Annotated in this window: 21 protein-coding genes; 12 read left to right on the top strand and 9 right to left on the bottom strand. The window is 63.3% G+C overall.

Annotated features, from left to right (window positions below; all coding sequences use genetic code 11):
• Positions 1-166: 166 nt before the first annotated feature.
• Positions 167-1,945 (bottom strand): calcium-binding protein, encoded by a 1,779-nt coding sequence (locus KTQ36_RS03555; RefSeq protein ID WP_218632370.1) that lies wholly within the window; start codon positions 1,943-1,945, stop codon positions 167-169.
• A 321-nt stretch (positions 1,946-2,266) separates the two neighbouring features.
• Complete coding sequence (locus tag KTQ36_RS03550) at positions 2,267-2,923, bottom strand: hypothetical protein (RefSeq protein ID WP_218632369.1); 657 nt, start codon at positions 2,921-2,923, stop codon at positions 2,267-2,269.
• A 147-nt stretch (positions 2,924-3,070) separates the two neighbouring features.
• On the opposite strand from KTQ36_RS03550, the gene KTQ36_RS03545 reads away from it, so the two are divergent.
• The 3 genes from KTQ36_RS03545 to KTQ36_RS03535 are packed head-to-tail and all read left to right on the top strand — an operon-like array spanning position 3,071 to position 6,121.
• A complete protein-coding gene (locus tag KTQ36_RS03545; RefSeq protein ID WP_218632368.1) occupies positions 3,071-3,856 on the top strand; it encodes an N-formylglutamate amidohydrolase in 786 nt (261 codons plus the stop codon).
• The gene (locus tag KTQ36_RS03540) at positions 3,849-5,078 is read left to right on the top strand and encodes a tyrosine/phenylalanine carboxypeptidase domain-containing protein (protein ID WP_218632367.1); all 1,230 of its coding nucleotides are present in this window, start codon (positions 3,849-3,851) and stop codon (positions 5,076-5,078) included. The genes KTQ36_RS03545 and KTQ36_RS03540 overlap by 8 nt, the downstream gene beginning before the upstream one ends.
• On the top strand, positions 5,075-6,121 hold the full coding sequence (locus KTQ36_RS03535) for a glutathione synthetase (RefSeq protein ID WP_218632366.1): 1,047 nt from the start codon (positions 5,075-5,077) through the stop codon (positions 6,119-6,121). Before KTQ36_RS03540 ends, KTQ36_RS03535 begins: the two co-directional genes overlap by 4 nt.
• Before the next feature lie 26 nt (positions 6,122-6,147).
• Here KTQ36_RS03535 and KTQ36_RS03530 read toward each other — a convergent pair whose 3' ends face one another.
• Together KTQ36_RS03530 and KTQ36_RS03525 are read right to left on the bottom strand one after the other, a co-directional pair.
• Positions 6,148-6,579 carry a response regulator gene (locus tag KTQ36_RS03530; RefSeq protein WP_218632365.1) on the bottom strand — a complete coding sequence of 144 codons (432 nt, stop codon included), beginning with the start codon at positions 6,577-6,579 and terminating at the stop codon, positions 6,148-6,150.
• Positions 6,576-9,086 (bottom strand): GAF domain-containing protein, encoded by a 2,511-nt coding sequence (locus KTQ36_RS03525; RefSeq protein WP_218632364.1) that lies wholly within the window; start codon positions 9,084-9,086, stop codon positions 6,576-6,578. The genes KTQ36_RS03530 and KTQ36_RS03525 overlap by 4 nt, the downstream gene beginning before the upstream one ends.
• Positions 9,087-9,154: 68 nt before the next feature.
• Here KTQ36_RS03525 and KTQ36_RS03520 point away from each other — a divergent pair, with 68 nt between their 5' ends.
• From KTQ36_RS03520 to KTQ36_RS03510, 3 genes are all read left to right on the top strand, one after another.
• Entirely contained in the window at positions 9,155-9,310 is a 156-nt protein-coding gene (locus KTQ36_RS03520) for a hypothetical protein (RefSeq protein WP_218632363.1), read from the top strand.
• Between the two features lie 177 nt (positions 9,311-9,487).
• Positions 9,488-9,916 (top strand): SRPBCC family protein, encoded by a 429-nt coding sequence (locus KTQ36_RS03515; RefSeq protein ID WP_218632362.1) that lies wholly within the window; start codon positions 9,488-9,490, stop codon positions 9,914-9,916.
• A gap of 86 nt (positions 9,917-10,002) precedes the next feature.
• Complete coding sequence (locus tag KTQ36_RS03510) at positions 10,003-10,662, top strand: DUF3108 domain-containing protein (protein WP_218632361.1); 660 nt, start codon at positions 10,003-10,005, stop codon at positions 10,660-10,662.
• Here KTQ36_RS03510 and KTQ36_RS03505 read toward each other — a convergent pair.
• From KTQ36_RS03505 to rpsM, 5 genes are all read right to left on the bottom strand, one after another.
• Positions 10,659-12,782: a penicillin acylase family protein gene (locus KTQ36_RS03505; protein ID WP_218632360.1), complete on the bottom strand. Its 2,124-nt coding sequence runs from the start codon at positions 12,780-12,782 to the stop codon at positions 10,659-10,661. The two genes, KTQ36_RS03510 and KTQ36_RS03505, sit on opposite strands and share 4 nt — an antisense overlap.
• Positions 12,783-13,133: 351 nt before the next feature.
• Positions 13,134-13,553 (bottom strand): 50S ribosomal protein L17, encoded by a 420-nt coding sequence (gene rplQ / locus KTQ36_RS03500; protein ID WP_218632359.1) that lies wholly within the window; start codon positions 13,551-13,553, stop codon positions 13,134-13,136.
• A gap of 117 nt (positions 13,554-13,670) precedes the next feature.
• Complete coding sequence (locus tag KTQ36_RS03495) at positions 13,671-14,723, bottom strand: DNA-directed RNA polymerase subunit alpha (RefSeq protein WP_218632358.1); 1,053 nt, start codon at positions 14,721-14,723, stop codon at positions 13,671-13,673.
• Between the two features lie 101 nt (positions 14,724-14,824).
• Positions 14,825-15,214, bottom strand: coding sequence for a 30S ribosomal protein S11 (rpsK, locus tag KTQ36_RS03490; protein WP_218632357.1), 390 nt, complete (start codon positions 15,212-15,214; stop codon positions 14,825-14,827).
• A 53-nt stretch (positions 15,215-15,267) separates the two neighbouring features.
• Positions 15,268-15,636, bottom strand: coding sequence for a 30S ribosomal protein S13 (gene rpsM, locus KTQ36_RS03485; RefSeq protein WP_218632356.1), 369 nt, complete (start codon positions 15,634-15,636; stop codon positions 15,268-15,270).
• A 223-nt stretch (positions 15,637-15,859) separates the two neighbouring features.
• Here rpsM and KTQ36_RS03480 point away from each other — a divergent pair, with 223 nt between their 5' ends.
• The 6 genes from KTQ36_RS03480 to KTQ36_RS03455 are packed head-to-tail and all read left to right on the top strand — an operon-like array spanning position 15,860 to position 23,038.
• Complete coding sequence (locus tag KTQ36_RS03480; protein WP_218632355.1) at positions 15,860-16,891, top strand: succinylglutamate desuccinylase/aspartoacylase family protein; 1,032 nt, start codon at positions 15,860-15,862, stop codon at positions 16,889-16,891.
• A gap of 38 nt (positions 16,892-16,929) precedes the next feature.
• Positions 16,930-17,865 carry a bifunctional riboflavin kinase/FAD synthetase gene (locus KTQ36_RS03475; protein WP_218632354.1) on the top strand — a complete coding sequence of 312 codons (936 nt, stop codon included), beginning with the start codon at positions 16,930-16,932 and terminating at the stop codon, positions 17,863-17,865.
• Positions 17,862-19,235 carry a hypothetical protein gene (locus KTQ36_RS03470; RefSeq protein WP_218632353.1) on the top strand — a complete coding sequence of 458 codons (1,374 nt, stop codon included), beginning with the start codon at positions 17,862-17,864 and terminating at the stop codon, positions 19,233-19,235. Before KTQ36_RS03475 ends, KTQ36_RS03470 begins: the two co-directional genes overlap by 4 nt.
• A gap of 41 nt (positions 19,236-19,276) precedes the next feature.
• Positions 19,277-22,153: an isoleucine--tRNA ligase gene (gene ileS, locus KTQ36_RS03465; protein WP_218632352.1), complete on the top strand. Its 2,877-nt coding sequence runs from the start codon at positions 19,277-19,279 to the stop codon at positions 22,151-22,153.
• Positions 22,150-22,650 carry a signal peptidase II gene (lspA, locus tag KTQ36_RS03460; RefSeq protein WP_218632351.1) on the top strand — a complete coding sequence of 167 codons (501 nt, stop codon included), beginning with the start codon at positions 22,150-22,152 and terminating at the stop codon, positions 22,648-22,650. The genes ileS and lspA overlap by 4 nt, the downstream gene beginning before the upstream one ends.
• Complete coding sequence (locus KTQ36_RS03455; RefSeq protein WP_218632350.1) at positions 22,643-23,038, top strand: DUF3035 domain-containing protein; 396 nt, start codon at positions 22,643-22,645, stop codon at positions 23,036-23,038. The genes lspA and KTQ36_RS03455 overlap by 8 nt, the downstream gene beginning before the upstream one ends.
• The last annotated feature ends 2 nt before the right edge of the window (positions 23,039-23,040 follow it).

Here is a 23,040-nt window from a genome sequence, read left to right as displayed (position 1 = left end):
AACCGATGCACCGGATCGTCAGTTCCGGACCTTAGGGAAGCGCAACTCCCGCGCAACCCCCGCTTCATCGTTTGGTCGAATAATCGGTCAGGCTAGCAACTGAAACGAAAATGGGCGCGCCTCCCTCGCCGGAGACGCGCCCTCCAGACGACCCTCTTCAGATCGATCAGAAGATGAAGTCCATGTTCTGGTCGAGCTCGCCTGGTGTCACCCCGACGAGCAGCACGCTGTCGCCGCCCGGCGTCGTGATCAACGTATCGCCGCCCTGCGCCGCGATGGTCAGGTCTTCAAAGACGAGCCCTGTGGCGCTGTAATCGAGTTGGTCGATCGTGCTGCCCGCAGTGAAACCGTTGACCGTGTCATCACCCGACCCGTTGGTGAAGATGAAGGTGTCGTCCCCACTGCCGCCGGCCATCGTGTCGTTGCCCGATCCGCCGTTGAGGATATCCGCGCCCGGCCCGCCGATCAGCAGGTCGTTGTCGCCGCCCCCCATCAGCGTGTCATCGCCCGAACCGCCATTGGCGCGGTCGTTGCCGCTTCCGCCCCACAGCATGTCGTTGCCGACACCGCCGAAGAACTCGTCGGCGCCGGTCTCTCCGAAGATCGTATCGTCGCCGGCATTGCCGAAGAAGCTGTCGGCACCGCCCGCACCATTGAGCACATTGTCATTGGCATCGCCGACGATGACGTCCTGGAAGGGTGAGCCGTTGACGTTCTCGATCCCTGCAAGCGTGTCATTACCCTCGCCCGACGCGACGCCCTGGATCAGGTTGACGTTCACCGCGCCCGGCGCGGCCTGGAAGGACACGGTGTCGACACCGCTCCCGCCAACCATCTGGTCGTCGCCGCCTCCGCCCGAGAGCATATCAGCGTCGGGGCCACCGATGATCAGGTCGTTGTCCGAACCTCCAGACATCGTGTCGTTACCCGACCCGCCATTCATACGGTCATTGCCCGAGCCACCGTTCATATTGTCATTGCCCGAGCCGCCGAACAGCTCGTCCGCGCGCGATCCGCCGAACATCGTGTCGTTACCCGAGTTGCCTTGCAGCGAATCTTCGCCCGCAGCGCCCATTAACGTGTCGGTGCCGGCACCACCGACCATCGAATCGTTGCCGGTGCCGCCATCGAGGATGTCGTTCCCGCCGCCCCCGTTGAGCGTGTCGTTGCCCGCCCCGCCTTGCAGCGTGTCGGCACCGCCGCCGCCAGCATCCGGGTTCGTATCCACAAGAGCCGTCTCGTCGTTGAAGACAAGCGCGCCGTCGCCGAACAGGGCGTCGTCCCCATCGCCGCCGATCAGGATGTCGCTACCCTCGCGGCCGAACAGGACGTTCCGCCCCGCATCTCCGGTCAACTGGTCGTCTGCGCTGGTTCCATCAAGAACCTCGATTCCGCTGATGTCGACCGTACCATGACCATATGCCTGCGCGCCGGCCAAGCTCAGGTCGACCGTGACACCCGTCAGGCTGTCGATGAACTGGAACGAGAGCGCATCGATCCCGGTACCGCCGGCGATGACGTGGTTGCCGGTCACCGGCACCAGCGTGTCGTCGCCATCGCCGCCGGTCAGCGTGTCGTTACCGCCACCACCTGCGAGGATGTTATTGCCCGCATCCCCCGTAATCGTGTCGTCGAACGCGCTCCCCAGCACGTTCTCGATGTTCGAAAGCGTATCAGTGCCATATCCGGTCGCCGTCCCGGTCGCGAGATTGACGGTCACTGCGCCGGGTGCCGAATCGTACCAGACGAAGTCGACATCGTCGCCGCCATCCATCGTGTCGTTGCCGGCCCCGCCGTCGAGGACATCGTTTCCGGCACCGCCATTGAGCGTATCGTTGCCGCCGTTACCAAACAGATCGTCATCGCCACCAAGCGCATCGATCGTATCGTCGCTCTCCGTACCTTCGAGAATGTCGCGGTCTGCAGTACCTGTGATGTTCGCCATGTTCGCTTCCCCTCTTTACCAAACCAACGCCACCACGCACGCGCGGGCGACAAGCATCGCTAAAGCTTTTCGTTCGAGATATTGAGTAAAGCGCGTTTTTAATGTTGGCAACCCGACACAAGATCATAGTCATCGTACATAGCGGTTTTGTATTTGGATTATCGCTGAGTTGTCACACGATTATTTGTTTGGATCGGTGGGTTGTCATCAACCAGCCCGGCCTTTTCGTAAGTTAATGGCAGATATTTCTAACCAGCAACGAAAAGGCGCGCCTCCTTTTCAGGAGACGCGCCCTTCCTCACCACTCGTTGCGCTCGATGATCAGCGGCGCTTGATGTCGATATCGCGGATGTAGCCGCGACGGTCGATTTCGCAGTTCCACTTGATGTCCGGGCGCTGGCCGTAGCCATAGCCGCGACGGTCGTAGCGGTTATAGTTGGTGGCGTAGCGACCCGACATGGCGACGCCCTTCACCTGCGTGCCCCAACCCTTGCGCTTCACGTCGGTGATCCCCGCGATCCGTGCCTGGCCGCCAAAGCTGCCATAGTTACGGACATAGGGGTCGGTGCGATAACGGTCGGGCACGCGCTCGTACCGGTCGCCATAGCGACGGTCGTAGCGACGATCGTAACGGTCGTCATAACGGCGGTCGTATCGACGGTCGTAGCGGCTGTCATAGCGACGGTCGTAGCGATCGTAACGGGCGTTCACGCGCCGGTTGATCTCGTTCTCGACCGCGCGCGAACACTGGTTGATCGCGTTCCGCTCGCCGTAATAGCCCTGGTTGTAGCCATAATTGCCGTATGGATACTGGCCGTATCGGCCCGCACCCAATACGCCGCGAATGATCGCGCCAAGCACGTCGCCGCCCTGGCTGTATCCGCGATCGTAATATTGTGCGCTCGCCGGCGTGGCGAACGTGGCGGCAGCCGCAGCGGCGGCACCGGCCGTCAAAAGGATTTTGGTCTTGCGCAGCATCGTCGCTGTCTCCCGCATCAGTTACTCACTATGCGCCCTTTCTACGCGATGCGCTGTGCATTCAGGCTGAACGCCGATGTTGGCATTCGTTCAGGAAAGTCGGCTCGCTTTTCGCAACCATTTCGGTTCCGGTTCGCTGGGCTTTTCATGAGGGACAGTCACTGGTGGACATCGCAGCGCGGGCCGGGCCCGGTGGTCGCCACCGCGATCCATGACGGGCATGCGCTGCGCGGCGAAGTCGCGGAGGCGATGAAGCTGCCCGAGCATGAGCGGCTGCGCGAGGAAGATCCGTTCACCGGACAGGCGGTCAAAGGCGTTTCCACCCACATCATCATGAATCGCTCGCGCTTCGAAGTGGACATCAACCGCGCCCGCGACAGCGCCGTCTACCGTACCCCCGACATGGCCTGGGGCCTCGACGTGTGGGACGGCGATCCGGGCGACGAACTGGTCGAGCGCTCGCTTGCCATCCACGACGCCTATTACGCCAACCTCGCCCACCTGCTCGACGATATCGCAGAAGCGCATCCCAAATTCTGCCTGCTCGACGTCCACAGCTACAATCATCGCCGCGACGGTGCCGATGCCGAACCTGCCCCGCAGGCCGGCAATCCCGACATCAATATCGGCACCTTCTCGATGCCGCGCGAGGAATGGGGCTGGCTGCTCGACCCGTTGATCGACGAAATCGCCTCTTTCGACTTTGCGGGCCGCAAGCTCGACGTGCGCGAGAATGTCGCCTTTCAGGGTAAGGGCGAACAGACCCGCTTCGTCCACGACCGATATCCCGGCCGCGCCTGCGCGATCGCGTTCGAATTCAAGAAGATCTACATGGACGAGTGGACCGGACAGCCCGACCCCCACGCGCTCCCCGCCATGCGCGCACTCGTCACCCAGCTCGCCCAGAAAGCCGCGGAGTTGCTCGATGGCTGATGCCGATCCGCTCGATATCGCCTCCACGCCCAGTCGCGCCGACATTCTCGAAGCGTGCGATTGCGCCGACCAGAAACTCAACGAGATTTCGGAGAAATTCGACTTTCTCCTTTCATTGTCTCCCACCAACACGCCCGAGGCGATGCAGTGCTGGTTCGACAATGGCTGCGAGGGCGACCCCGATTTTCACTATCGCGAGCTCGACTTCGATCCGGCCGAGATCCGCCGCGAGCTCCACGCCATCGAATTGTCGGGCCTGCACGAACCGCTGATCGAAGGCTTGCTGCTCGAAAAGCGCCACGAACTCGATCTCCAGCTCACCCTGCTCGAAAATCGCTGCAGCAAGGACTTCCTCCTCGCGTCCGAACAGCTGTACGGCGCGGTCAGCGACGAACTCTACGATGCTGCCAAGGCGATCCTCCACAAGGTCAAACGCTCGAAGCGCGACCGGCAGGTGGTCGGCGCGGTCGAACTGCTCGAGCACGCCCAGCTGATCATCGCGCGCTACCAGCACCACGACGCCGACTTCCAGCCCGAGCTGGAGATACGCGACGACGTCACGGGGCTGCTCGTTTCTTATCCCAAGCTCTACATCGACGCCGACGCGCGCGTGTCCAAGCGCCGGGTCGATCCGCTCCTCTCCCACGAACTTTCGATCCACATGGTCACCGGCTTCAACGGCGACTGCCAGGATTTCTCCATCTTCGAGACCGGGCTCGCCGGCTACGAAGAGATCCAGGAGGGTCTCGGCGTGTTCGCCGAATGGGCGGTCGGCGGCCTCTATGCCAGCCGCCTGCGTCTCATCGCCGGGCGCGTCATCGCGGTCCGCGCGATGCTGTCGGGCGCCGATTTTACCGAATGCTATCGCGAGCTGCGCATGAAATGCGGCATGGGGCAGCGCACCAGCTTCAAGCTCGCCGCGCGCGTCTACCGCTCAGGCGGGCTCGCCAAGGACGCGATCTACCTGCGCGGCTTCTTCCGCATCATGCAATATCTCTCCGAAGGCGGCGATCTGTCGCCTTACTGGATGGGCAAGATCGCGCCGGTCCACGTGCCCGTCGTCGAGAAGCTCTCCGACGCCGGATATCTCAAACCGCCGCGCCTCATCCCCGAATTCCTCTCGCGTCCCGACGCGAAGGCTCGCATCGACGACTATGTCGCCGACCCCTCCCCCGACAAATGGCTTAGCCCCGAACCTACCCCAGAAAGTGCCGCGTCATGAAGATTGCCTTTTTCGTCAACGACCTCGCCTCCGAATATCCCAACTACGCGACCACCTTCCTCGCGTGGCAGGCGCGCCAGCGCGGGCATGACGTCCTCTACGTCACCCCCAACGATTTCCTCCTGAATGCCGACGACAGCCTCACCGTGCACGCCCGCTGCGTGCCCGGTGGCAAGTCGAAGGATCACGGCGCCTTCTTCAAGCTACTGCGCTCGAAGAAATGTTCGCAGGAGATGATCGACGTCAAGGATATCGACGTGCTCATGCTGCGCAACGATCCCGCCAACGACGCGCAGGACAAGCCGTGGGCGGCCGAGGCGGGCATTTTGTGGGGACGCGAATGCGTCAAGCGCGGCGTGCTCGTCGTCAACGATCCCGACAGCCTCAGCCGCGGCACCAACAAGCTCTATTTTCAGTCCTTCCCGCGCGAGGTGCGCGCCGACACGATCATCACGCGCCACGACAAGGACGTGAAGGCCTTCGCCAAGAAGCATAAGAACGAGATCATCCTCAAACCGCTCCAGGGCTCGGGCGGCTCGGGCGTCTTCAAACTGTCGAAGGACAACAAGACCAACCTCAACCAGATGATCGAGAGCATCTGCCGCGACGGCTACGTCATCGCGCAGGAATATGTCCCCGCCGCCAAGAAGGGCGACATCCGGCTGTTCATCATGAATGGCCACCCGCTCAAGGTGAACGGCAAATATGCCGCGCTGCGCCGCGAACAGGCCAAGGACGACATCCGCTCCAACATCCATGCCGGCGGCAAGGCGGTCGCGACCGAAGTCACCGACAAGGAACTGCGCGTCGCCGAGGTCATCCGTCCCAAGCTCATCGCCGATGGCATGTTCCTCGTCGGCATCGACATCGTCGGCGACAAGATCCTCGAGGTGAACGTCTTCTCGCCCGGCAACCTCGTCACCTGCTCGCGCATGGCGGGCGAGGATTTCTCGGTCCCCATCATCGAAGCGCTCGAGCGCAAGGTCGCGATCATGTCCGACTACGCCCACGACTTCGACAACGCACACCTCGCCATTATCTGACGCCGGCGAGGGTCTGTTAGGCCTAGCTAATAGAAATGGACAGATGAAGGGAGCGGGGGGACTTCTCGTCCTGCCAGCTTTTCCTTCGCGGCCGCCAGCGCAGCACGAAGGGTCCGATCGACGATCGGTTTGTGAAGGCAGCCAAGCGCCAACGGACGACCTTGTTCGCCCGGACAATTCCCTGTCGCGAACAGGACGGGAATTCCGCGTTCGTGCAGTTTTTTCGCGACATCGAGGCCGCTGTCGCCAAAGGCCAACTGGATATCGACCAGCGCAAGGTCGGGTTCACAGTTTTCAATTGCCGAGAGCGTCGATTCAAGGTCGTCTGCGCTGGCGATCGCTTCATGGCCCGCCTCCTCGAGCATGAATTCGATTTCCATCGCGACCAATGCTTCGTCTTCGACGACGAGCACTTCCAGACCGTCGCGGATGTTCAGTTCTGTGTCGCGGTCAGTCACGCGACCTCCTTGGCTTTGATTGGAACAACGATTTCGAATTGCGCGCCTCTTTCGCGCTGCTCGACGGTCAATTCGCCGCGCACCTGGCGCAGGAGCGACGTGACGATACGCATGCCGAGGCCATCCGATCTTGCGGGGTCGAATCCGTCGGGCAGGCCGATACCGTCATCGGCAATGCAGATCTTGACGTGGTCATCGGCATGATCGAGCCCGACATAGACATCGCCTTCCAGCTCCGACGGGTAGGCATATTTTATTGCGTTTGTGATCAGTTCACTCACGACGAGTGCTAGCGGCACCGCCTGGCTCAGATCCATGACGATACCGCGATCGATATTGGTCTTGAGGCGGACCCGATCGCTCGACCCCATCGACTGCATTGCTTCGTCGGCGAGATCGCCCAGATAATCGCCGAAATCGACGCGGTCATGATCGCTCGTGGCGTAAAGCCGCTGGTGCATCGCCGCAATGACCGCGACACGGTTGCGCGCTTCCTGCAAACTCTTGCGCAAATCGCCATCGTCCGCCTTGCGGGCCTGCAGCGTCAACAGGGACGTGACCACCTGGAGGCTGTTCTTAACGCGGTGGTTCACCTCATGAAGCAGAATGTCCTTGACCTTCAGTGCTTCGGCGAGTTCCTCGGCGCGTTCCTGTTCCTCGGAAATATTTCGCGCCTCGATGATCGTGCCGATGGTGTTGGAAGCCTCGTCACGGATCGGCGAAGCGGTGAAGTGGACTGGATAGAAGCTTCCGTCGCGATGGATGAAGACTTCCTCGCCTTCGGTTTGCGCATTTTCGGGAAAGGCTCGGTCGATCGGACATTCTTCGAGCGGATAGTGCGAACCATCGGGTCGGGTATGATGGATCACGTCGTGAAGCGTTTTGCCCTGCATGGCCTCGAAGGAATAGCCGGTCAGGTCTTCTGCAGCGGCATTGGCGTAGACGCACTGCTGCTTCTCATCCATCAGGAACACCGCCATGCGCGTGTTATTGAGCACCGCGTCGAATCGCCGACTGATGTCACGTAGCGCCTCTTCGGTCTGCCTGCGTTCCTTGATTTCGGTTTTCGCTGCACGATACAGCCGAGCATTGTCTATCGCGATCGACGCCTGTGCAGCGATACCGACAACAAGCTCCTCGTGTCTGTCCGTGAATTGGGCCTTGTCGGGGTGCCCGAAGAATAGCCCACCGATCACTTCACCCGATCGCGACTTGACCGGCACGGCAAGATAGCTGGTCACCGGCAAATGGCCTTCGGGCATTCCTTTATAGGGCTTGTTATGGCCATATCGGGGATCGGTGGCGATGTCGTCGGAACGCAGAACACCCGTCCCGTCAAATGTCGGCGCAAAAATCTCCGTTTTGCGCGGCATTGGAAACTTCTCGAACGCCGCGCGCTCTACGCCCGATAAGGTGTAGAGCATGTAGCTAGCCCCATCCTCATCGTGAGTGTTGTAAAAGAAGGCTCCGAACGCTGCGCCCGTCAACTTGACGCCGGCGTCCGTGACCTGTTCGACGACCTGCTCCAGATCGAGCTCGGCGGCGATTACTTCGCCGGTCTTGTTGAGAGTCTCGAGTGTGCGACGCTCTTCTTCAAGTTCGACCTCGGCCCGTTTGCGCTCGATGATCACTGCCGCGGTCCGTATGACGAAGTCGACCATTTCGATGTCGGCTTCACTCGGTTCGCGCGGTTCACGATAATACATGGCAAACGTCCCGAGAACGGCTCCGCTCGATGAAATGATCGGGATGGACCAGCAGGCGCGCAAGCCATGCTCGAGGGCCAGATCCTTGAAGTCCGCCCACTTCGGGTCTCTTTCGACGTCACTGACGAAAACCGCTTCGCGCGAATATGCAGCTGTTCCGCACGACCCGGCATCGGGGCCTATTTCGATCCCGTCAATCGCGTCGTTATAGGCGTCGGGCAAGCTAGGCGCGGCGCCATGGAGCAAGCGTCTACCCTCACGGTCGAGAAGGAGGATGGAGCCGAGCATGTCGGTCTGGGTTTCCTCCTCGACAGTCCGCATCAACATGTCGAGCAGCTCGGGAAGGCTTTTATCCTGGAATGCGGCCTCGAGCATCTTGCCTTGGGCCGCCCGTAATCGCTCGGCCCGCGCGCGCTCGGTGACATCGGCACCCTGGATGAAAATGCCAGTGACGTTCCCATCCTGATCGAAAATGGGCTGATTGACGAAGTCGACGAATATCGGGCTGCTGCGGCCTTCGAGCTTCGCTTCCACCGAGTGACCGACATAGGGCTTACCGGTCCTGAAAACCTCATCGAGGATGTCAACAAAGCCTTGCTCGACCGCCTCCGGCGCCACGTCGGACATCGGCTTCCCGATCACGTCCCGATGTCCGATCAAGTCGAGATAGGCGGGATTCGCGACGTCGAAGACATGGTCGGGTCCATGCAGCACGGCCATGAACCCGGGCGCGTGATTGAACCAGGTCGAAATTTGTCGCGCGCTGACGGCCGCCTCTTCAACACTACTCACTTCGTTCACTCGAAAGCCCCCATGTTACATCGCTACGCTATGTAACTTTTGGACCGCCACTTTGTGCCGTATCGCGTTTGCCGACTGATGATTTCATTCGCATAGAAGCCGCCGCCCCTGCGGACCGCCTGCGCGGTGCCATCGAGCCCGGCACCCACGTTCTCATCACCCACGCGCCGATCCGCGCCGACACCACCGGCGTGCCGATCACGGTCGCCGCTGCCAAACAATAAGGCTTGCGCGTCTCGATTCGGAACAGCTGTCCGCTAAGCCGCTGATTTTGCTAGGCCGCCTGCGCTATCGTCCCCTTGGGCAAGCGCGGATCACGCCCCTGTGCACCGCGTGGGGATGTCCAACGCATCCCCCGCCCGCCCCTTGGCAGCACCGCGCACGCGCCTTAGGCCTGCGCCATGCAGAAAACCCTGTCCCACCGTTTCACGCTCGACTTGCCACCCAAAGAGGCCTTTCCGCTGTTCACGGCAGAGGGCGAACGGGCGTGGGTCGAAGGCTGGAACCCCACTTTCCTCCATGCCGAGCGTCCCGAGACGACCGCGAAAGGCACGGTTTGGCAGACCGGCGAAGGTGGGACGCGCACCTTGTGGATGTGCATGGACTGGGAGCCGCCGCGCTCCGTGCGCTACGCCCGCGTCATGCCCGCCGCGAGTTTCGACGTGGTCGAAGTGACCGTCGAGCCCGACGGCGAGGGCAGCGCGGTCACCGTCGCCTACACCTTTACCCCGCTCACCAACGCCGCCCGCGCCGAGGTCGATGCCATCGACCAGGAGAAATTCGCGGCCATGATCGGCGAATGGCCGACGCTGATCGCCCGCGCCACTTGATCGAACCACCCGCCCGCTCGTCGATCCTGCCGTGACCCGCGCGCTTGCTGGTCTCCAATGACCTTGCACCAGATTGGAGACCAACGATGATCAGCCTGGCTTTGGCCGCCACCCTTCCCGGCATCCTCAACGGCACCCTGTGGGAGGCGGGCGAACAATGCTTCGCGATCGAGCGACAGGGCGAGCGCATCGGCACTGTGATGCAGCGGATCGAGCCGGTCAGCTATCAGGGCCGCGACTATTGGAATGTCACCATCCGCCAGTCGCTGCCCGCACGCAATTTCGAGATGGTCGACGTCGCAGTGCTCGATGCCCGCACGCTTCGCCCCTGGCACTTCCGCAACTATCGCAACGGAGAGCTTCACGTCGACCTCGCCTATAAGGGCAGCCGTATCGAGCGCACCGTCTATGGCGAGACGCAGGCGGTCGATGAAATCGCGACCGACGAGCCGCTGCTCGATGCCAACATCTGGGGTCCGCTGATGCGCGCCATGCCGCTCGAACGTGGCGCCGGCTACACCCTGCCCGCTTACCATTACGATCGCGGTATCACTCGGTTCGAGGTCGCGGTCATCGGCGAAGACGAAGTCGACACGCTCGACGGCCCGCGCGCCGCGTGGCAGGTCGCGATGAAACTGGGCGACGGCAACCCGGTCACTTATCTCGTCGCCAAGGATGACGGCACCGAATTGGGCGTCGACAGCCCGATGTTCGCGCAGCGCCTGCTGCCCAACTGCGACCGCTAGTCGCTCGACACGCGATAGCTGGCCGTTGCCTCCGCCGCGATCTGCTCGCCGGTCAGTGGCACCTTCTGCAAATTGCCCTCGACATGATTGTCGGCCTGGTCGTCGAAGTGCGGCGAGGCAGGGTCGTTTGAGATTCCGCCTGCGGTCACCATCCACGCCTCGGGTCCCTCGTCGCCAAACGCCACCACCGCGACGAAACTGTTGCCGTGACGGTTATAGCGCCGCTTCTCACCCGCAGGCGTGGTGGTGTTGGCGCTGGCAAGGCTGCCCGTCGATCCGGGCGTGAACGGCACGGCAATCGCGGGCTTGTCGTCGTCGAAATCCTGCTCGATCGCCCCGTCGATGCGCTGGTAGACGTTCACATCGCCCCACCGCACGCCCCAGTCGCCCCAGTCGCGCGTGACTCGCGCGATCGCCGAGCGCAACTCCTCGAGCCGCGTCTCGTCATCGGCCTCGTCAAACCATGCATGCGAGGCTTCGTAGCCGTAGCGGCCGGGTGCCTCGCGGCGCGACCGGTCGGTCATCTCATTGAGATAGGTAAGCGCGAGCAGCTGGACATCATTGTCGGCGTCCCAGCGATGATCCCACGCCTCCAGCGCGACGACCGGCGCTTCCAGCGCCTGCTTGGTCTCTCCATCTTCGAGCCGCTCCCACGCCTCCACTAGCGGCATGATCAGCTTATCGAAGGCGGGCTGCATCGGGCTGTAGGCCGCATCGCGCAGCGCCTGCATCGACCAGCCGCTCGACCCTTCGAGCAGCTGCAGCGCATGGCTCGTGCGCGGGTTCCAGCCGAAGCGGTCGACGTCGTCGGGCCACTCGGCTGGGTCGAGGGTCCCCGGACCCGCCGCCGCCCATGGCTCGTCATTGACGTTGAAGACATAGCCGCTCGCCGGATCGATCACGTTGGGCAACTCGTCGAACGGCCGGTCAGGGCCTAGGTCGGTGTCGGGGTCGCTGCCGTCGACGACTTCATGATGGTCATACCCACCATCCTTCATCGGCAGATATTGCGGCAGCAGCATCGCGATCTGCCCGTCGGCGGTCGCCAGGATCGTGTTGTTCGAGCTGTTGGCCCTGCGCTCCGACACCGCGATATACTCGTCGAGGTTGCGCGCCTTGGTCCGAAGGAAGCTCTGCTCGAGCGCCTTGACCGGCCGCAGCATCAGCGAGGTCGCGACGAACTTGCCATCCTCGAACCGGGTTACCGGTCCGTGATGCGTCGCCAGCGTCGCAAAGCGCCGCAGCTCCATCCCCGCATCCGTCTTCACCTTGATGTCGACTGGCCTGACCGTGATCGGCCGCACCTCGTCGCCATAGCGATAGGCAAGCCCGCCCTCTTCGTCCGACACGAAATGCTCGGCGAAGAAGTCGACATTATCGAGCCCGCTGGTCGTGTGCATCCAGCCCAGCCGCGGGTTGAACCCCTGGTAGATGAAGAACTGCCCCCAGGTGACCGCGCCATAGGCGTCCAGCCCCTCGCCCGATTGCATGTGCACCACGTCCCTGAAGAACAATGTCGTGTGCGGGTTGATGAGCAGCAGCGCGCGCCCGTCCTCGGTCAGCTTGGGCGCGATCGCGATCCCGTTCGACCCCTGATGCTCGCGAGGCTTGGCCAGCGCCGCGACCTTGTCGCCCTCGCGCCCGTCCCCGTACAGCGCCTTCAACGGCCCCAGCGGCACTTGCGTATAGTCCGCCCCGATCGACCCTTCGCTAAACGCCAGCGGCATCCACGGCTCGAACCTGGTGAGTACCTTGGGCGTCACCTCCGGATGATCAGCGAGATATTGGTTGAGCCCCGCCGCCCACGCTTCGCACAGCGCCTTGAGCCAATCCGGGCTCCCTTCGTACCGCGCCCGAAGATCCGCTTCGTCGATCCACAGCCGCTGGCGCAGATCCGACCACAGCGCAGCCTCCCCCTCGGCCTCCGCCAGCCGCCCCATATTCTCGAGGTAATTGCGCTCGATCCGCGGAAAATCGTCCTCCGCCTGCGCATAGATCATCCCGAACACCGCATCGGCGTCGGTCTCCCCCACCACATGAGCAATGCCCAACCGGTCACGCGTAATCTCGGCCTCGTAAGGCTGCAGCGCCGCCGCCGCGATCATCAGGCTCAAGGACATAGGTGCGCTCCCCCGTTGGTTCGCCTGCCACCCTAGCCGGCCCCGCCCCTCGCGCAACCGCTCCTCACTTTTCTCAGAATCTTCGCAGATTCATTTCAGCCCCGTCTCAAGCTCTCCCCCCGCCCTCGCGCTACACCGGCCCTACCAGCTCGGGAGAAAGACCATGACCCACGACCCCAACCCCTTCATCGGTTTCGCCGCCGCGACCGTCACGACCTTCATCGTCCACGGCACCGTCCTTGCCCTCTTCGCGGTCCAGCTCGCCGCCTTCTCGGGCTAGCCCCAAGCAAAAGGGGCCGGAAGCTCTACGCTCCCGACCCCTCATGTCACGTCACGGATGAAGCTTGGGCCTTAGCCTTCGAACTCTTCTTCCATGATCTCGACCGGGCCCGAATCCTGCCCCTTGGCATCCTCGTCACGGTCGACGAATTCGATCACCGCCATCTGCGCAGCGTCCGACTTGCGGATGCCGGCCTTGATGACGCGGGTGTACCCACCGTTGCGATCCTTGTAGCGCTCGGCCAGCACGTCGAACAGCTTCTGGAGCTGCGCGTCGTCCATGATCTTCGAGTGCGCGAGGCGACGGTTCGACAGCCCGCCCTTCTTCGCCAGCGTGATCAGCTTTTCGGTGTAGGGACGCAGTTCCTTCGCCTTGGCGACGGTGGTCTTCACCTGCTCATGCTTGATCAGCGCAGCGGCCATGTTGCGAAGCATGGCGGTGCGGTGGCTGCCGGTACGGTTGAGTTTGCGATGGCCAACGCGATGGCGCATAGGTCGTTTCCTTACGTTCGTGGCGGGGCCGTATGAGGCACCCCGTCCCAGGCGCTGGAATGGGGCAGCGCCAAGACCCCGTAATGTCGGGGAGCGCCAAAGCACTCCCCGAAACTGTTAGCCCAGAAGCTCTTGCTCGAGCTTCTTCGCCATTTCTTCAATATTTTCAGGCGGCCAGCCCGGGATTTCCATGCCCAGACGCAGGCCCATGCTCGCGAGCACTTCCTTGATCTCATTGAGCGACTTGCGGCCGAAGTTCGGCGTGCGCAGCATCTCGGCTTCGGTCTTCTGGACCAGGTCGCCGATGTAGATGATGTTGTCGTTCTTGAGGCAGTTCGCGCTGCGGACCGACAGTTCCAGCTCGTCCACCTTCTTGAGGAGGTAACGGTTGAGCTGGTTGGCGTCTTCGCCGCCTTCGCCTGCACCCTGGTTTTGCGCCGGGGCCGGGGCGATCGCGCTGTCGTCGAAGTGGACGAACAGCTGCAGCTGGTCCTGGAGGATGCGCGCGGCGTAGGCCACGGCGTCTTCCGGGGTGACGGTGCCGTCGGTTTCGATGGTCAGGCTCAGCTTGTCATAGTCGAGATCCTGGCCGACGCGCGTATTGTCGACCTTGTAGGCGACCTGCTTGATCGGCGAATAGAGGCTGTCGACCGGGATGAGGCCGATCGGGGCGTCCGACGGGCGGTTCATCGCCGCGGGGACGTAGCCTTTGCCGACGTCGGCGGTCAGTTCCATGTTGAGCGTCGCGCCCTCGTCGAGGTGGCAGATGACGAGATCGGGGTTGGTGATCTCGAGGTCGCCGGGACAAGCGATCTGGCCCGCCGTGACTTCGCCCGGACCGGTCGCCGAAAGCTGCAGCCGCTTGGGGCCTTCGCCTTCCATCTTGAGCGCGATTTGCTTGACGTTGATGACGATGTCCGTGACGTCTTCACGCACACCTGCCAGCGACGAGAATTCGTGGAGCACGCCTTCGATCTTGATCGAGGTGACGGCAGCGCCCTGCAGCGAGCTCAGGAGCACGCGGCGGAGCGAGTTGCCCAGCGTCATGCCGAAGCCGCGCTCGAGCGGTTCGGCGACGAAGGTGGCCTTGCGCTTGGTGTCGGTGCCCGACTTGCGGTCGAGACCCTGCGGCTTTTTGAGTTCCTGCCAGTTCTTTGCGTTGATCGACATAGAGTTCCTGCCCTGTGGCGGAGCGTCCCCCGCCGTTTGTCAAAATTTTCACGCCGCCGGGGTGACGTCGGGTCCCGGCGGCAAAACGATCAGCGCAGCGGTTAGACGCGGCGGCGCTTCGAGGGACGGACCCCGTTGTGCGGGATCGGCGTCACGTCGCGGATCGAGGTGATGGTGAAGCCCACCGCCTGAAGCGCACGAAGCGCGCTTTCGCGGCCCGAGCCCGGACCCTTCACTTCGACCTCGAGGGTGCGAACGCCATGTTCCTGCGCCTTCTTGCCGGCGTCTTCGGCGGCAACCTGCGCGGCGTACGGCGTCGACTTGCGCGAGCCCTTGAAGCCCATCATGCCGGCGCTGGACCAGCTGATCGCATTGCCCTGCGCGTCGGTGATGGTAATCATCGTGTTGTTGAACGAGGCGTTCACGTGCGCGACGCCGGCGGTGATGTTCTTCTTTTCCCGGCGACGAACGCGCTGCGGTTCACGTGCCATATCGAAATTCCTACCTTAAAGCTGTGTGCTGACGGAAAGGAGCAAGCCGAGGCTTACTTCTTCTTCCCGGCGATCGGCTTGGCCTTGCCCTTGCGGGTGCGCGCATTGGTGTGCGTGCGCTGGCCGCGGACCGGCAGGCCCTTACGGTGACGAAGGCCGCGATAGCAGGCCATGTCCATGAGCCGCTTGATGTTCATCGCGGTTTCGCGACGAAGATCGCCTTCGACCGTGTAGTCGGCGTCGATCGCTTCGCGGATGTGAAGGACTTCCTGGTCGGTCAGGTCCTGGACCCGGCGTTCCGGCGAAATCTTCAGCTTCTCGGTGATTTCCTTGGCCTTGGTGCGCCCAATGCCGTGGATGTAGGTCAGCGCGATTTCAACGCGCTTGTTCGTCGGGATGTTCACCCCAGCAATACGTGCCATAAAAACGTAGTTCCTCTCGGCTCCACGGGGCAGCGTGGCTGGCCGCCCCATCTCGTAGCGTTATTCCCGCAAATCCAACGAAAAAATGGCGCGCGCACGAGTGCGCCGCCGAGTCTCGTCCTCGCGGGATGAGCGCCATGTAGGAATGAGGCGCCGAAGAGTCAACCGCTGCACCGCACAAATCCGCTAGGATCGCGGCGGCTCACGGCCTATATCGCGCACCATGAACGCATCGCCCTTCAAAGTCCACCAGACGACCGTCGCGCCGGGCAAGCGCGCGAGCATCGACATCCCGGTCAGCCGCGATGCCGCGGACAGCGTGGTCAGCCTCCCCGTCCGCGTGATCCACGGGAAGAAAGAAGGCCCAGTCCTGTTCGTCAGCGCCGCCGTGCATGGCGACGAGATTAGCGGGGTCGAAGTCGCCCGCCGCCTGATCAAGAAAGTCAGCCCGGCCCGCCTGTCGGGCACGCTGATCGTGGTGCCGGTCGTCAACGCCTATGGCTTCGTTGCGGGCAGCCGCTACCTGCCCGACCGCCGCGACCTCAACCGCAGCTTCCCGGGGCGCCCCGACGGCCCACTCGCCAGCCGACTCGCCTACCTCTTTCGCACCGAGATCATGGAGAAAGCCGACTTCGGCATCGACCTTCATTCGGCCGCCGCCCACCGCTACAACCTGCCGCAGATCCGCGTCAGCAGCGAAAGCGAGCGCGCGCTCGAACTCGCGCGTGCCTTCGCCCCGCCCGTCATCATGACCAGCAAGCTGCGCGACGGGTCGATGCGGGCTTTCGCCCACGAGATCGGCGTTGAGATGCTGGTGTTCGAAGCGGGCGAGGCGCTGCGCTTCGACAAGCGCTCGACCCGCGTCGGGGTCAACGGCGTGCTGCGTACCATGCAGGCGATGGGCATGCTGTCGCTCAGGAAGCCCAAGCGCCCGCCCCACCCCACGCTCGAAGCGCATCGGTCGATGTGGTTGCGCGCGCCGCGCGGCGGCATCGCCGCGATCCGCGCCGAGTCCGGCCGCATCGTCAAGGAAGGCGCAGTGCTCGCGGTCGTGCGAAATCCGGTGGGGGACGAGGAAGACGTCATCAAGTCGCCCATCGACGGCATCGTTATCGGCCATAGCCGCCTCGGCGTGGTCAATCGCGGCGATGCGATGATCCACCTCGCCCAGATCGGCGACACCGACACGCTGCTCGACCCCGAAACCGAGGAATGGTTCACCGGCGTCATGCTCGACGAACATGAAGTGATGTGAGGGTTGCGCCCCGCGCCCTGCCCCACTAGCCCGTTCCCATGGAGCGGCTGACCCTTGCCAACATTCCGGAATCCCTGCGCGGTGCGGTCGTCGCGTTGGGAAATTTCGACGGGTTCCATCTGGGCCACCAGGCGGTGGTCGGGCGTGCCGTCGCGCGCGCCGCGCATGAGGGCCGGCCTGCGATTGTCGCGACGTTCGACCCGCATCCGGTGCGCCATTTCCGCCCGGACGCCCCGCCCTTTCGATTGACCACGCTCGACCAGCGGCAGGAGATGTTCGCTCATGCCGGCGCGGACGCGATGCTGGTGTTCGAGTTCGACGACACGCTGGCGCAGACCAGCGCCGAGGATTTCGTTGCAAAATTGCTCGGCGAACAGATCGGCGCGACGGGCGTCGTCACGGGCGAAGACTTCACGTTCGGCGCCAAGCGCGGGGGGGACGCCGACAAGCTGCGCGAATGGGGCAAGCCGCTCGGGATCGAGGCCGAGGCCGTCGCCCCGGTCATGCTGGGCGACACGCCCGTCTCCTCGAGCCGCATCCGCGAGGCGCTTCAGGCGGGCGATCCGCAAAGCGCGACGCGCCTCCTCACCCGCCCCTTCGCGATCCGCGGCGAGGTCGTCCATGGCGACAAACGCGGGCGCGAACTGGGCTGGCCGACCGCCAATGTCGAGCTCGGCAGTTATCTCCGCCCCGCCTACGGCATCTACGCGGTGCGCGTGCGCCTGCCCGATGGCAGCGAGCATGACGGTGTCGCCAACCTCGGCACCCGCCCGATGTTCGACCCGCCCAAGGAATTGCTCGAGGCCAACCTATTCGACTTCGAAGGCGATCTTTATGGACAGGAGATCGAGATCGCGCTGATGCACTACCTCCGCCCCGAAGCGAACTTCCACGATCTCGAAGCGCTCAAGCGGCAGATGGATAGCGACGCGGCCGAGGCCAAACATTGGCTCGACAAAGGCCGTAGCGCGTGACCCAGGCGCCCGTCCTGACGCCGCGCAACTTCCTGATCCTCGTCCTCGTCGCCTGCGCCTTCGTGGCGCCACTCTTTTTCCTGCCGCTTCAGTCGCAGCAAAGCTGGTGGAACAACGTCAACTGGGTCGACCAGTTCACCGACCAGCTTCGCGCGGGTCATCTCTATCCGCGCTGGCTGCCCGACAGCCATGGCGGCGGCGGCGCGCCGACCTTCTATTTCTACGCGCCCTTGCCCTTCTACGTCGCCGCGATCCCAAACGCGCTCGGCCTATCCAACTATTGGTCGGTGGTAGCGACCTTCGGCACCGGCAGCGTCGCCATGGGCTCGGCGATGCTGCTCTGGCTGCGCGGGAGCAGGCGCCCACTGCTCGGCAGCCTTCTCTTCATGCTGCTTCCTTATACGGTGATCGACTTCTATCTGCGCGCGGCGATCGGCGAGTTTGTCGCAATCGTCTTCATCCCGCTCCTCGCGCTGGCGCTGCGCGACCGTAGGCCGGTCCTGCTGGCAATATCGTATGCGGGGCTGATCCTGTCGCATCTGCCGCTCGCGCTGCTCGTCTCGATCTTCTTCGTCGCACCCTACGGGCTAATGATGATCGCAAAGGATCGCGACCGCCTCCTGCCCACCGCGTTGGGGCTTGCCGCCGGATTGCTGCTGGCCGGCATCTATGTCGTGCCTGCACTCTTGCTGCAGAAGCATATCCTGGTCGGCGCGCTCTTCACCAACGCGCACTTCACCGCCACCGAATGGCTGATCGGCGGATCGATGGTCGGCTATGCGCCCTTCTCGACCATCATCTATGCCGTCATGGGCTTCATGGGATTGAGCGCATTGCTCGTCGCGCGCCAGCAGCCTCGCTGGGCGATCGCCGCGATCGCGATACTGGCGCTGGTGACGGTCGGCTATGGCATCTGGTCGCTGCCGCTGATCGAGAAGGTGCAGTTTCCGTGGCGCGCCTTGCCGATCGCTGGGTTCGCGCTGGCAACCGCCTTCGCCCATGCGCGCGCGCCGCTCTGGGCCTGGGCGTCGGCGGCGCCCTTGCTGGTGGCGAGCGCGACCAGCACGCTGCTGCTCGAACGCAAGCCGCTGCCTTTGTCCGACTTCACCCAGCCGCATCAGGATGCCAACGAATATCTGCCCGCCGCCGCGCCGGTACCGGAGGGGCAGTTGCCCCGGCGCTGGGCGCTCGAACAGGACGGTGTCTTCTACTTCCCCTCGCTCGGGCCCAGTGAGGACGGGGTGTTTCTCGACGGCGAACCCGAATTGCGGATGCTCGACGAAGAGAAGATCGGGCTGGCGCTCAGCCTGCTCGGGCTGCTGCTGACCGCGTGGTTGTGGCGAGGTCCGATACGCCGCCGCGCCTCTTAACGGTTGTGCGTTGCGGCAAGTGTCACTAATCGCCGCAGGCGATGTCCGACAAACCCAATTATAAAGACACGGTCTTCCTTCCCAAGACCGACTTCCCGATGAAAGCCGGCCTTCCGCAGAAGGAGCCGGGGATTCTCGAACGCTGGCAGTCCGAGGGGCTGTACGAACAATTGCGCGAAGAGCGCGCGGGGCGCGAGAAGTTCATTCTCCATGACGGCCCGCCTTACGCCAATGGCGACATCCATATCGGCCATGCGCTGAACCATGTGCTCAAGGACATGGTGTGCCGGAGCCAGACGCTGCTCGGCAAGGACGCGCCTTATGTGCCCGGTTGGGATTGTCACGGGCTGCCGATCGAGTGGAAGGTCGAGGAGCTTTATCGCAAGAAGAAGCGCAACAAGAACGAGGTGCCGGCGACCGAATTTCGCGCCGAGTGCCGCGCCTATGCGCAGAAATGGGTCGACGTTCAGCGCGAGCAGCTGAAGCGGCTGGGCATCCAGGGGCGCTGGGACAAGCCCTACCTCACCATGCGCGCGAAGGCCGAGGCCGACATCGTCGCCGAACTGTTCAAGTTCGCCGAGACCGGCCAGCTCTATCGCGGCGCCAAGCCGGTGATGTGGTCGCCGGTCGAGGAAACCGCGCTCGCCGAGGCCGAGGTCGAATATGAGGACATCCAGTCGACCCAGATCGACGTGGCGTTCGAGATCGTCGAGAGCCCGATCGAGGAACTGGTTGGCGCACATGCGGTGATCTGGACCACGACGCCGTGGACGATCCCGGTGAACCAGGCTTTGGCCTATGGGCCTCAGGTCGTATATGCCCTGGTCGAAGTCGAAGATGCGAAGGAGAGCCATCTCAACGGCAAGCGTCTGCTGGTTGCAGAGTCCCTGATCATGGCTGTTAAGCATCGCCTGCAGGACAGTTACGATGATGACGGGTTGGAGCTTGTAGCTATCGAACCATACGGCGGCTCAGACCTCGCTGGCACCGTTGCCCGCCACCCGATGCATCATCTTGGCGGCTTCTATGCCGAGCCGCGGCCGTTCCTGCCGGGCGAGTTCGTCACGACCGACAGCGGCACCGGACTGGTCCACATGGCGCCCGACCATGGCGAGGACGATTTCGAATTGTGCCGCCAGCACGGCATCGGCCCCAAGTTCGCGGTCGAGCGCGACGGGCGCTATCGCGACGACTGGCTTTGGCTCGGCGCGCATGACGAGCGCCGCCGTAGCGTCATCAACAAGCCGTTCAATGCGCCCGAAGGCCCGATCTGTTCGGACCTCAGGGAGGCCGGTGCGCTGCTCTCGGCGAGCGCGGACTACCATCATAGCTACCCGCATTCGTGGCGCTCGAAGGCCAAGGTCATCTATCGCTGCACGCCGCAATGGTTCATCGCCATCGACGAGCCGCTTCACCATCTCGACCCCAAGACCCGCGCCGAGATTCGCTGGGAGAATGAGGGCGGCCCCGCCAACGATGGCGGGAAGATCGACGATTATCCGACGCTGCGTGAAACGGCGATGGACGCCATCGACAAGACGCGCTTCGTGCCTGACAAGGGGCGCAACCGCCTCGCCTCGATGGTGGAAGGGCGTCCCGACTGGCTGATCAGCCGACAGCGCGCCTGGGGCGTGCCGATCGCTTTGTTCGTGCATCGCGAGAGCGGTGAATTGCTGGTCGACACGGACGTCAACAAGCGCATCACCGACGCGATCCGCGAGATGGGCATCGACGCGTGGAGCGAAGAGCGGATGGCCGAGTATCTCGGTCCCGACCGGAATGCCGACGATTACGAGATGGTCGGCGACATTCTCGACGTCTGGTTCGATTCAGGCTCGACCCATGCCTTCGTGCTGGAAAGCGACGAGTGGCCCGAGTTGCGGAGCCCGGCCGACCTCTATCTCGAAGGCTCCGACCAGCATCGCGGCTGGTTCCAGTCGAGCCTGCTCGAAAGCTGCGGGACGCGCGGGCGCGCACCGTACAAGGCGGTGCTGACCCACGGCTTCACGATGGACAGCGCGGGCAAGAAGATGTCGAAAAGCCTCGGCAATACCATCGACCCGCTGAAGGTGATGGAGCAGTTCGGGGCCGACATCATCCGCCTGTGGGCGCTGTCGGTCGACTATACCGAGGACCATCGCATCGGCGACGAGATTTTGCGCGGCGTGGGCGACCAGTATCGCAAGCTGCGCAACTCGTTCCGCTATATGATCGGCGCGCTGGCCGATTTCTCGGACGACGAGAAAGTCGACCCCGCCGACATGCCCGAGCTGGAGCGCTACATGCTCCACCGGCTGGCCGAGATCGATGGCGTGCTGCGGCAGGCAGTCGAGGATTTCGACTTCAACCTCTACACCCGCACCCTGGCTGATTTTGCGAATGAAGAGCTGTCCGCCTTCTTCTTCGATATCCGCAAGGACTGCCTCTATTGCGACGACACCCAAGGGGTGAAACGCCGTAGCTATCGCACCGTGCTGGACATCCTGTTCCACGCGATGGTGCGCTGGGCCGCGCCTGTGCTGGTGTTCACCGCCGAGGAAGTGTGGGGCACGCGCTATCCCGACGGCGGCAGCGTCCATTTGCTCGAATGGCCCGAGGTGGACGCAGGCTGGAAGGACGAGGCGCTGGCCAAGCGCTGGGGCGAACTGATCGCGCTGCGTGAAAGTGTGACCGAGGCGATCGAACCCTACCGCAAGGACAAGGTCATCCGCTCGTCGCTGCAGGCCGAGGTCGGCGTGCCGTCGGATGAGGATAGCGACTTCCTCGCCGAGCTGTTCATTTCCGGTCCAGTCGCGAACGCCGATAGCGTGACGATCACGCCGACAGAGCACGCCAAGTGCGGGCGCTGCTGGCGTCACTTGCCCGAGGTTGAGGAAGACGGCGATCTTTGCGATCGCTGCGACGAGGTATTGAATTGACCCTTTCCCGCAACACGCGCCGTGCGTTCGTCATCGCGATTGCCATCTTCATCCTCGACCAGCTGGTCAAATGGTGGGTGATCGGGCCGATGAACCTCGAGGCGATCCGCCAGGTCGAGGTGCTGCCCTTCTTCAACTTCACCTGGGTCGAAAATCGCGGGATCAGTTTCGGCCTATTCACTGCGGGGTCCGAGGCTGCGCGCTGGCTTTTGACCGGGATCACCGCGATCATCGCCACCGGGGTCGCCATCTGGATCACGCGAGAGAAGCAGTGGGGCGACCAGGCCGCGCTGTCGCTGGTGCTCGGCGGGGCGCTGGGAAACATCGTGGATCGGGCACGGTTCGGCTACGTCGTCGACTATGCCGACCTGCACTTCGGTGACTTTCGTCCCTTTTTGGTCTTTAACATCGCCGACGCCGCGATTAGCATCGGGATCGTAATATTGTTGCTGCGCGCTTTCTTCGTAAAGCCGCCCGAGGAGAAAAAGAATGCATAAGCCCCTGATTCTGGCCACTCTTTGCCTTGGCCTCGCGGCCTGTGGGGGCAAGCAAGGTGCCCTCGACGAATATGCGGTCGCGCGTAATGCGCCGCTGATCCTGCCGCCCGACTACACGCTGGAACCGCCGCGTGCGGGCACGATCAGCCAGTCGGTGGGCGAAACGCAGGCGCAGGCGATCGAAGCGTTGTTCGGCGGACCCGCACCGCGCTCGTCGGGCGAAGCCGCCGTGCTGGGCGCCGCAAGCCAGGGCCGTGTGCCCGTCGGCACCCGTTCGAACGCCGGTGACCCGCAGACGCGCGTGATCGACAAGGGCGCGGAAACGCAAACCATCCTGTCTTCGCCGGAGTTGGACGGCCAGGACGCGAGCGCGGATACGCCGCAATAATT

The sequence above is a fragment of the Sphingomicrobium clamense genome, assembly GCF_019264355.1.
Lineage (GTDB): Bacteria > Pseudomonadota > Alphaproteobacteria > Sphingomonadales > Sphingomonadaceae > Sphingomicrobium > Sphingomicrobium clamense.
This window is presented reverse-complemented; position numbering and strand designations above follow the sequence as displayed.

What these genes read in the sequence shown, in the direction of transcription:
- KTQ36_RS03555 (WP_218632370.1), bottom strand. Translation starts at nt 1,945, where the DNA reads ATGGCGAACATCACAGGTACTGCAGACCGCGACATTCTCGAAGGTACG.
- KTQ36_RS03550 (WP_218632369.1), bottom strand. Translation starts at nt 2,923, where the DNA reads ATGCTGCGCAAGACCAAAATCCTTTTGACGGCCGGTGCCGCCGCTGCG.
- KTQ36_RS03545 (WP_218632368.1), top strand. Translation starts at nt 3,071, where the DNA reads ATGAGGGACAGTCACTGGTGGACATCGCAGCGCGGGCCGGGCCCGGTG.
- KTQ36_RS03540 (WP_218632367.1), top strand. Translation starts at nt 3,849, where the DNA reads ATGGCTGATGCCGATCCGCTCGATATCGCCTCCACGCCCAGTCGCGCC.
- KTQ36_RS03535 (WP_218632366.1), top strand. Translation starts at nt 5,075, where the DNA reads ATGAAGATTGCCTTTTTCGTCAACGACCTCGCCTCCGAATATCCCAAC.
- KTQ36_RS03515 (WP_218632362.1), top strand. Translation starts at nt 9,488, where the DNA reads ATGCAGAAAACCCTGTCCCACCGTTTCACGCTCGACTTGCCACCCAAA.
- KTQ36_RS03510 (WP_218632361.1), top strand. Translation starts at nt 10,003, where the DNA reads ATGATCAGCCTGGCTTTGGCCGCCACCCTTCCCGGCATCCTCAACGGC.
- KTQ36_RS03505 (WP_218632360.1), bottom strand. Translation starts at nt 12,782, where the DNA reads ATGTCCTTGAGCCTGATGATCGCGGCGGCGGCGCTGCAGCCTTACGAG.
- rplQ (WP_218632359.1), bottom strand. Translation starts at nt 13,553, where the DNA reads ATGCGCCATCGCGTTGGCCATCGCAAACTCAACCGTACCGGCAGCCAC.
- KTQ36_RS03495 (WP_218632358.1), bottom strand. Translation starts at nt 14,723, where the DNA reads ATGTCGATCAACGCAAAGAACTGGCAGGAACTCAAAAAGCCGCAGGGT.
- rpsK (WP_218632357.1), bottom strand. Translation starts at nt 15,214, where the DNA reads ATGGCACGTGAACCGCAGCGCGTTCGTCGCCGGGAAAAGAAGAACATC.
- rpsM (WP_218632356.1), bottom strand. Translation starts at nt 15,636, where the DNA reads ATGGCACGTATTGCTGGGGTGAACATCCCGACGAACAAGCGCGTTGAA.
- KTQ36_RS03480 (WP_218632355.1), top strand. Translation starts at nt 15,860, where the DNA reads ATGAACGCATCGCCCTTCAAAGTCCACCAGACGACCGTCGCGCCGGGC.
- KTQ36_RS03475 (WP_218632354.1), top strand. Translation starts at nt 16,930, where the DNA reads ATGGAGCGGCTGACCCTTGCCAACATTCCGGAATCCCTGCGCGGTGCG.
- ileS (WP_218632352.1), top strand. Translation starts at nt 19,277, where the DNA reads ATGTCCGACAAACCCAATTATAAAGACACGGTCTTCCTTCCCAAGACC.
- KTQ36_RS03455 (WP_218632350.1), top strand. Translation starts at nt 22,643, where the DNA reads ATGCATAAGCCCCTGATTCTGGCCACTCTTTGCCTTGGCCTCGCGGCC.